The sequence below is a fragment of the Streptomyces hygroscopicus subsp. hygroscopicus genome, from assembly GCF_001553455.1.
Lineage (GTDB): Bacteria > Actinomycetota > Actinomycetes > Streptomycetales > Streptomycetaceae > Streptomyces > Streptomyces hygroscopicus.
This window is the reverse complement of record NZ_BBOX01000498.1, coordinates 1-7,562: the sequence shown is the minus strand read 5'-3', so window position 1 is coordinate 7,562 and position 7,562 is coordinate 1. Positions and strand designations below refer to the sequence as shown.

Genomic DNA, 7,562 nt, shown 5'->3' with positions numbered 1-7,562 from the left:
AGTCTAGAACTGCTGGTCACGCGTGTTCGGATCGGCGAGAACGGGCCAGGGCTCCTCGCCGGTCTGGCCGACGTCGGCCGGGCGCGTCCCGAGCTTCAGGAGGCGTTCGAGCTCGGCGTCCTGATCGCGGTCGGTGGCGTTGACGTCGATGTGCAGCCGGGGCCTCCCCCGCTGCGGCTCGTCCGTGGGGCTGAGGATGATCGTCGGCTGCGGGCCGCCGAACCCTTCGCGCGGCCCGATCTCGAGGCTGCCGTCCTCCTCGCGGTCGAGCACGACGAAGTCCGGGACCTCGCACCAGAGTCCCCGCCGCCCCGGCTGGGGAGGCGGGGACGGCCAGGATGGCGCGTCGCGGGTCGAGGCCGACCAGGGTGAGCGGTCCGGCCCGCTCAGCGCGGCGGAGCGCGGCGGAGCGCGGCGGAGCGGGGCGAAGCGGACAGCCGGCCGCACCGCCCGGCGGCGGGGCGGCGGGATTTCCGCTGGCGAGAATCCGGGGGCTCTCGGCATTTTCGCCGCTGTTGGCTCGCCGACACCGTTCATAGGCTCTTCGACATCAACCGCTGATCAGAAGGCCGCACGCATGTCCGACAAGAGCAATGAAGCCAAAAACGTCACCCGGCGCACGATTCTGCACCGTGGAGCCGGCGTCGCCGCGATCGGCGCGGCATCCGCCCTCGCCACCGCGATGTCCACTCCCCCCGCCGCCGCGGCCTCGAAGGCGACGCCTGACACGGCTTCGAGTTTCAGCGCCGATGCCCTGCCCACGGTGGTGGCCGGAGTCCGCATCCCCGACACCGAAGTGGCCCGGAAAGCCACGGCATTCGCCCGGAACGCGTCCACCGAGACGCTGTTCAACCACGTCCTGCGGACCTATCTCTTCGGCTGTCTGGTATTCGACCGGCGCGGCGTCCGTTACGACCGCGAGCTGGTGTTCGTCTCCGCGGTCCTGCACGACCTCGGGCTGGTCAAGGCGTACCAGACCCCGACGGAGCGCTTCGAGGTCGACGGCGCCGACGCCGCGCAGCGGTTCCTGAAGGAACAGCGCATGTCCGCCGACCGAGTGGCGGTGGTCTGGGACGCGATCGCCCTGCACACCAACATCGGCATCGCGACGCGGAAGCGGCCCGAGATCGCCATGATCTCCGTCGGCTCCGGAATGGATTTCTCCGGGAACGGCCTGCAGCAGATCCCGTCCGACATCCTCGACGAAGTGCTCACCGCCTTCCCCAGGAAGGGCTTCAAGCAGGAGGCGGTCGACAACATTCTGTCGCTGTGCCGCACAAAGCCCATGGCGGAACTCATGCACCCCTTCGCCGAGGTCGGCCGCCGCCACATCCCCGACTTCCCGGTGCCCACCGTGGAGGACCTGCTGCTCGCCGCGCCCTTCGAGGACTGACGGGCAGCGCCAGGCAACATCTCCTGCCCCCTGGTCCTGACCGGGGGGCAGGCGGTACGGGCCGGCCCAGGAACGCGCCGGGTAGGCATTTCCCTACACCTGTCGCCATCAAGGAAATAACGCTTGACGACGAGGTAGCGTCATGAAAATGACGGCATCCCCCACTGCCGGGAACGGCACCCAACGATCGTTCACCGTACGCGCCGGAGAAGCGAGCGGTGAGCGTATACGCTTGAGCGTTTACGACATGCTCATCGGTCTGGTTTACACGCCACGTACTTTTTTCTACCGGCAGACGCTCGACGGGGCAGCGCTCCGCGACTCCCTCAGCCGGACACTGCGGAACTTCCCGATGGTTTCCGGCCGTATGAAGAAGGATTCCGACGGCCGCCTCAGTGTGCTCTGCGACGACTCCGGTGTGCGTTTCATCGAGACGACCGCCTCCGAGCCCATGCCGGACCATGGGCCGCATCACACCGCGAAAAAGGGCATCAATCGCTATCTGACCCAGGTCAACCCGCTCCAGGTGGCCGACCGCGACACACCGCTTTTCACGGTGAAGCTCACCCATATGCAAGGCGGCGGCTCGGTCCTGGGCGTCACGATGAACCACGCCGTGGCCGACGGGTCCGCCTATATGAGGTTCCTGGAGAGCTGGTCGCGCGAGCACCGGGGCCTGGGGTACGCCAAACCCGGCCACGACCGCGGACTCATCGACGCGCTCGCGGATCCGGTCGCGCGGGACGCCCGGTCGGACAGCGCCCATTTCACGGTCACGAAGCGAGGCCGGAAGTCCGCCTACGTGGGCCGCGTCCTGTTCAGCAGCATCGCCAAGGTGTCGACGATGGTGACCACCCGCTTCTCGGCCGCCGAACTGGCCGCCATGAAGGACGCCGCGATGGCGGACCTCGCGGGTACGAAGCGGTGGGTGTCGACCAATGACGCGCTCACCGCCCATCTCTGGAAGGTCCTCGGCGCATTGCGTGGCCGCCCGGACACCAGTCCGGAAAGGCTCGGTCTCCTCGCCGACTTCCGTGCGTTCGTCGGCGAAGCCGTACCGGACGACTACTGGGGCAACACCGTCACCAACACCCGGCCTGGGATGACCGCCGCCGAATTGCGCTCGCGCCCGCTCGGCGAGGTCGCGTCGGCGGTCCGTTCGGGCTATGCCGAGAATACGGAGGAGAAAATACGCCAGGAAACGGCGTTCCTCTGTGCCCAATACGAGGCAGGACGCCTCAAGCGCATCCTGCCCACGATGACGCTCGACAAGTTCGAGAACACCATCGTGATCAACAACTGGTCGAAGCTCCCCTTCTACGACCTCGACTTCGGACAGGGCACCCCCTTCTGGTACGACGTCCCGGCGCTTCCCACCCCCTGGACCGTGCTCATGGCACCGACCCCGGCGGACCAGCCCGGTGGCCGCGATGTGCACATGTCCGTGCCCCGAGCCCTGGTCCGGACCCTGCGGGAGCCGTCCTGGACCGACCGGTTCCACCGTTACGCGAATTCCGCCGAGGCATGCCCGCTGACCTTCGGGAACGGCTGAGGCGCACGGGTCGGGGCCCTGTCCGGATCCCATCGCTCACGGTCAGGGCCCTGGTGCCCCGGAACGGTCGGTTCACGTAGTGTCATGGCGTGTACGGGAGTGTCAGCGAAAAGCCCGAGAAGCCGATGCCCGCCCGAGGTGACGGGCAGCGCATTCTGGTCGTCGACGACGAATCCAGAATCGCCGAACTGCTCTCCACCACCCTGGAACTGGCCGGCTACCGGGTCGGCACCGCGGCCACCGGGAGCGAGGCGCTGGCGAGGGTCGGGGCGGAGCGGCCCGATCTGGTGATCCTGGATGTGATGCTGCCCGACCTGGACGGCTTCACGGTGTGCCGGCGCCTGGTGGCCGCCGACGAGGACCATCCGCCGGTGCTCTTCCTCACCGCCCGCGACTCGCTGGACTCTCTGGTCACCGGCCTCGGCATCGGCGGCAACGACTACGTCACCAAGCCGTTCCGGATCGCCGAGGTGCTGGCCCGGGTGCAGGCACTGCTGCGCACCCGGAACCGGCGGCGCAAGGAGCCGTCACCGCGCTACGCGGATCTGGTGCTGGACGACACGACCCGTCAGGCCCGGCGCGGGCGGCGGGCGCTGGAGCTGACCCCGGCGGAGTTCCGGCTGCTGCGCTATCTGCTGGTCAACGCGGGGCAGGTGCTGTCCAAGGAGCAGATCGGCGAGCACCTGTGGCTGGCGGACCACAGGCGTTACGGGGACAACGCCATCGAGAAGCTGGTCTCCCGCCTCCGCCACAAGGTCGACGAGGCCGGGCCCGCCCTGATCCACACCCGGCGTGGCTTCGGCTACTGGCTCGGGCAGCTCACCACCGTATGAACGAGCGCGGTATGAGCGAACACGGTACGAACGAGCGCGGTATGAGCCAGCACGGTACGAACGAACGCTGCACGAAGGAACGCTGCACGAACGAGCCGTGCGCGAACGAGCACGGGATGAACGAGAAGAACCACGGGGCCGAGCGCCCCGGGGGCGGCCGGGGCCCCCAGGAGGAGCCGTACGAGCGCCAGCAGCGGCTGGAGGTGCTGCTGCACGAGCTGCGCACCTCCCTGACCACCATCCGCGGCTGGGCCGAACTCCCGCTCCAGGGGCTCAGCGACGACCCCGAGCTGATGGTGCGCGCCCTGCGCCGGATCCAGGACGAGGCCGACCATATGCACCAGGCGGTCCAGCACGTGTTCCCCCGCGCCGACGACTCCTGGGTACGGCCGCTGGAGGCGGGGCCGGTGGATCTGCGGGACGTGGCCGACGAGGCGGTGGCGGACCTGGGGCTGCTGGACCCCGGACGCCCCATCACACGCGAGAACGCGGGCCGGTCGACCCTCGTCGCCGACAACCGCATGCTGCGGCACGCCGTCCGCAACCTGCTGGACAACGCGCTGCGGCACACCCCGGCCGGGTCCCCGGTGACCGTGGCGGTGCGCGGGCCGGTGGCCGGGTCCGGCGGGGAGCCGGGCGTCGAGCTGTCGGTCAGCGACCAGGGGCCGGGCATGAGGCCGCGGGACATCGCCCGGCTCACCGCCCCCCGCTCCGGGGACGGCCGCGGCGAGCCGGGCGGCGGCCTCGGGCTCACCATCGTGCGGCTGGTGGTGGAGCGGCACGGCGGTGAGGTGGCCGTGCACAGCGCGCCGGGCCGCGGCACCACGGTCACCCTGGCCTTTCCCGCTGTCAGCGTTTCGTCAGCAAACTGACCGTAAGGGGTCAGGTCGAGGAGGTTCGCTGGTCACCACGTCCCCAAGCGAAGGTTCACGTCCCCGTATCGCGAAGGTTCGCGCTCCGCTCCTGTCGGAATCCCCCACCCGAGGAGAGACATGACCGAGACGCTCGCAGAGACCACGACCGAGGCGGAAGAGCCGCTCGCGGCGTTTCCCATGCCGCGGGCCGCCGGATGCCCCTTCGCCCCGGCCCCGGCCGCACGGGCGCTGCAGGGCGAGCGGCCGATCGCGAAGGTACGGCTGTGGGACGGCAGCACCCCATGGCTGGTGACCCGGCACGCCGACCAGCGCGCGCTGCTCGGCGACCCGCGGGTCAGCGCCAACCCCCTGGTGCCCGGTTTTCCGCACCCGAACGAAGGCTTCCGCGAGAACGCCAAGCGGAGGCGGACGTTCCTTGGCATGGACGACCCCGAGCACGCCCGGATCCGCCGGATGGTCACCGCGCCGTTCGCGATCAAGCGGGTCGAGGCCATGCGGCCCGACATCCAGAAGATCACCGACGATCTGATCGACACCATGCTGGCCGGGCCGACCCCGGTGGACCTGGTGCGCGCCTTCGCGCTGCCGCTGCCGTCGCTGGTGATCTGCCGGCTGCTCGGGGTGCCGTACGAGGACCACGACTTCTTCCAGGAGCACAGCGCACGGCTGATCAACATGGAGTCGTCGGTCGAGGAGGTGTTCCGCGCCAACGAGGCGCTGACCGACTATCTGGACAAGCTGGTCACCGTCAAACTCGCCGACCCCGCCGACGACATGCTCTCCGAGCTGGCCGCCCGGGTCAGGGCCGGTGAACTGACCCAGCGCGAGGCCGCCAGCATGGGCGTGCTCCTGCTGATCGCCGGTCACGAGACCACCGCCAACATGATCGCCCTCGGCACCGTCGCGCTGCTGGAACACCCCGACCAGCTCGCCGCCCTGCGGGAGACCGACGACCCCAAGGCGGTGGCCAGGGCGGTCGAGGAACTGCTGCGCTACCTGTCCATCGTGCACAACGGCCGGCGCCGGGTCGCGCTGGAAGACATCGAGATCGGCGGCGAGACCATCCGCGCCGGGGACGGCATCGTCATCTACACCGGCACCGGCAACTGGGACGCGGAGGTCTTCCCCGAGCCCGAGCGGCTGGACATCAGCCGCGACGCCCGCCGCCACATGGCGTTCGGCTTCGGCGTCCACCAGTGCCTGGGCCAGCCGCTCGCCCGGCTGGAGCTGCACGTGGTCTACAGCACGCTCTACCGCCGGATTCCCACTTTGCGGTTGGCGACCGCGATCGACCAACTACCGTTCAAACACGACGGTGCCATCTACGGCGTCTACGAACTGCCCGTCACCTGGTAACGAGGAGCCCAGTCAGCCATGCGTGTGGAAGTCGATGTGCCCAAGTGTGTGGCATCAGGCCAGTGCGTGATGATCGCCCCTGATGTGTTCGACCAGCGGGAGGAGGACGGCATCGTGGTCCTGCTGGACGAGAAGCCCCCCGCCGCGCTGCACGCCGATGTCCGGGAGTCCGCAGTGGTCTGCCCGGCGGCGGCGATACGGGTGGTCGAGGAGTGAAGCAGATCGTGGTGGTCGGCGCCTCCGCCGCCGGTCTCGCCGCGGCGGAAACGCTGCGCCGGGAGGGGTACGAGGGCACGATCACGCTCATCGGCGAGGAGCCGCACCACCCGTACGACCGGCCGCCGCTGTCCAAGCAGATCCTCGGCGGGCAGTGGGAGGCCGACCGGGTGGCGCTGCGCGCACCCGCCGATCTGGACGCGCTCGGCCTCGAACTGCGCCTCGGGACCGCCGCGACCGGGCTCGACCTGGCCGGCCGTACGGTCGGGCTGGCCGATGGGGCGCGGGTGCCGTACGACGGCCTGGTCATCGCCACCGGCGTCCGCCCGCGCCGGCTGCCCGGCGACGGCGGGGAGCGCGCCCATGTGCTGCGCACCCTGGACGACGCCCTGGCCCTGCGGGACCGGCTGGGCCCGGGGCGGCGGCTGGTCGTGGTCGGTGCCGGGTTCCTCGGCGCCGAGGCGGCCGCCGTGGCACGGGGGCTCGGCATGGAGGTGACGCTGCTGGAGCCGGCGCCGGTGCCGCTGGCCCCGGCGGTCGGCGAGCCGGTCGGGCGGATGCTCGCCGAGGTCCACCACGACCACGGTGTCGCCCTGCGCACCGGGGTCACGGTGACGGAGGTGGCCGACGGCGGGGTGCGGCTGGCCGACGGCACCCTGGTCGAGGCCGACGAGGTACTGGTCTCGATCGGCTCGGTGCCCAACACCGACTGGCTCGAGGGCAGTGGCCTCACCGTGGGCGACGGCCTGGAGTGCGACGAGTACAGCGCCGCCGCGCCGGGGGTGTACGGCGCGGGGGACGTGGCCCGCTGGCACAACCCGCTGTTCGGAACGGCGATGCGGATCGAGCACCGGACCAACGCCACCGAACAGGGCATGGCCGTGGCCCGCAACCTCCTCCGCCCGGACGAGCGGCGGCCGTTCGCCCCGGTGCCGTACTTCTGGTCGGACCAGTACGACCTGCGGATCCAGGCCCATGGCCGACTGCGCGGCCATGAGGAGATCGCGGTCGTCGAGGGCGCCCTGGAGGAACGGAAGTTCCTGGCCGCCTACCGCTGCGGGGACCGGGTGGCCGGGGTGCTGGCCGTCGGGATGCCGCCGAGGACGGTGCGCACCTGGCGGCAGGCGGTCGCGACGCGGGCCGCGTGGCGGGACGCGGTGGGTGAGCTGGTGCCGGAGGGGGCGTAGCACGACGGTGCGGCGGGGTGGCTCCGGCGGGGCTGGCTCCGGTGCACGACGGTGGCGGCGGGGGTGGCTCCGGTGCACGACGGTGCGGCGGTGGCTCCGGGCCGTTCGTCTCCGGCCCGGAGCCACCGCCCGCCCGTCGGCCCCGGTCCC

8 protein-coding genes are annotated in these 7,562 nt (G+C 70.7%); 7 read left to right on the top strand and 1 reads right to left on the bottom strand.

The genetic code is table 11. From position 1 onward, the window contains the following. Window positions 1–3 precede the first annotated feature (3 nt). Window positions 4–390: a VOC family protein gene (locus AXW62_RS37250; RefSeq protein ID WP_159061044.1), complete on the bottom strand. Its 387-nt coding sequence runs from the start codon at window positions 388–390 to the stop codon at window positions 4–6. A 187-nt stretch (window positions 391–577) separates the two neighbouring features. On the opposite strand from AXW62_RS37250, the gene AXW62_RS37245 reads away from it, so the two are divergent. The 7 genes from AXW62_RS37245 to AXW62_RS37215 all read left to right on the top strand — a co-directional run bounded on the left by AXW62_RS37245 (window position 578) and on the right by AXW62_RS37215 (window position 7,412). After that, window positions 578–1,393 carry an HD domain-containing protein gene (locus AXW62_RS37245; protein ID WP_060948286.1) on the top strand — a complete coding sequence of 272 codons (816 nt, stop codon included), beginning with the start codon at window positions 578–580 and terminating at the stop codon, window positions 1,391–1,393. 142 nt (window positions 1,394–1,535) lie between these two features. After that, the gene (locus AXW62_RS37240) at window positions 1,536–2,945 is read left to right on the top strand and encodes an acyltransferase (protein ID WP_079105495.1); all 1,410 of its coding nucleotides are present in this window, start codon (window positions 1,536–1,538) and stop codon (window positions 2,943–2,945) included. 89 nt (window positions 2,946–3,034) lie between these two features. After that, window positions 3,035–3,778 (top strand): response regulator transcription factor, encoded by a 744-nt coding sequence (locus AXW62_RS37235; RefSeq protein WP_060948284.1) that lies wholly within the window; start codon window positions 3,035–3,037, stop codon window positions 3,776–3,778. An 11-nt stretch (window positions 3,779–3,789) separates the two neighbouring features. Next, window positions 3,790–4,650: a sensor histidine kinase gene (locus tag AXW62_RS37230; RefSeq protein ID WP_252368877.1), complete on the top strand. Its 861-nt coding sequence runs from the start codon at window positions 3,790–3,792 to the stop codon at window positions 4,648–4,650. A gap of 120 nt (window positions 4,651–4,770) precedes the next feature. Next, window positions 4,771–6,009, top strand: coding sequence for a cytochrome P450 (locus tag AXW62_RS37225; protein ID WP_060948283.1), 1,239 nt, complete (start codon window positions 4,771–4,773; stop codon window positions 6,007–6,009). 18 nt (window positions 6,010–6,027) lie between these two features. Next, complete coding sequence (locus AXW62_RS37220; RefSeq protein WP_030825897.1) at window positions 6,028–6,225, top strand: ferredoxin; 198 nt, start codon at window positions 6,028–6,030, stop codon at window positions 6,223–6,225. Further along, window positions 6,222–7,412, top strand: a complete 1,191-nt coding sequence (locus AXW62_RS37215; protein ID WP_174556475.1) for an NAD(P)/FAD-dependent oxidoreductase — start codon at window positions 6,222–6,224, stop codon at window positions 7,410–7,412. Before AXW62_RS37220 ends, AXW62_RS37215 begins: the two co-directional genes overlap by 4 nt. Window positions 7,413–7,562: the final 150 nt, after the last annotated feature.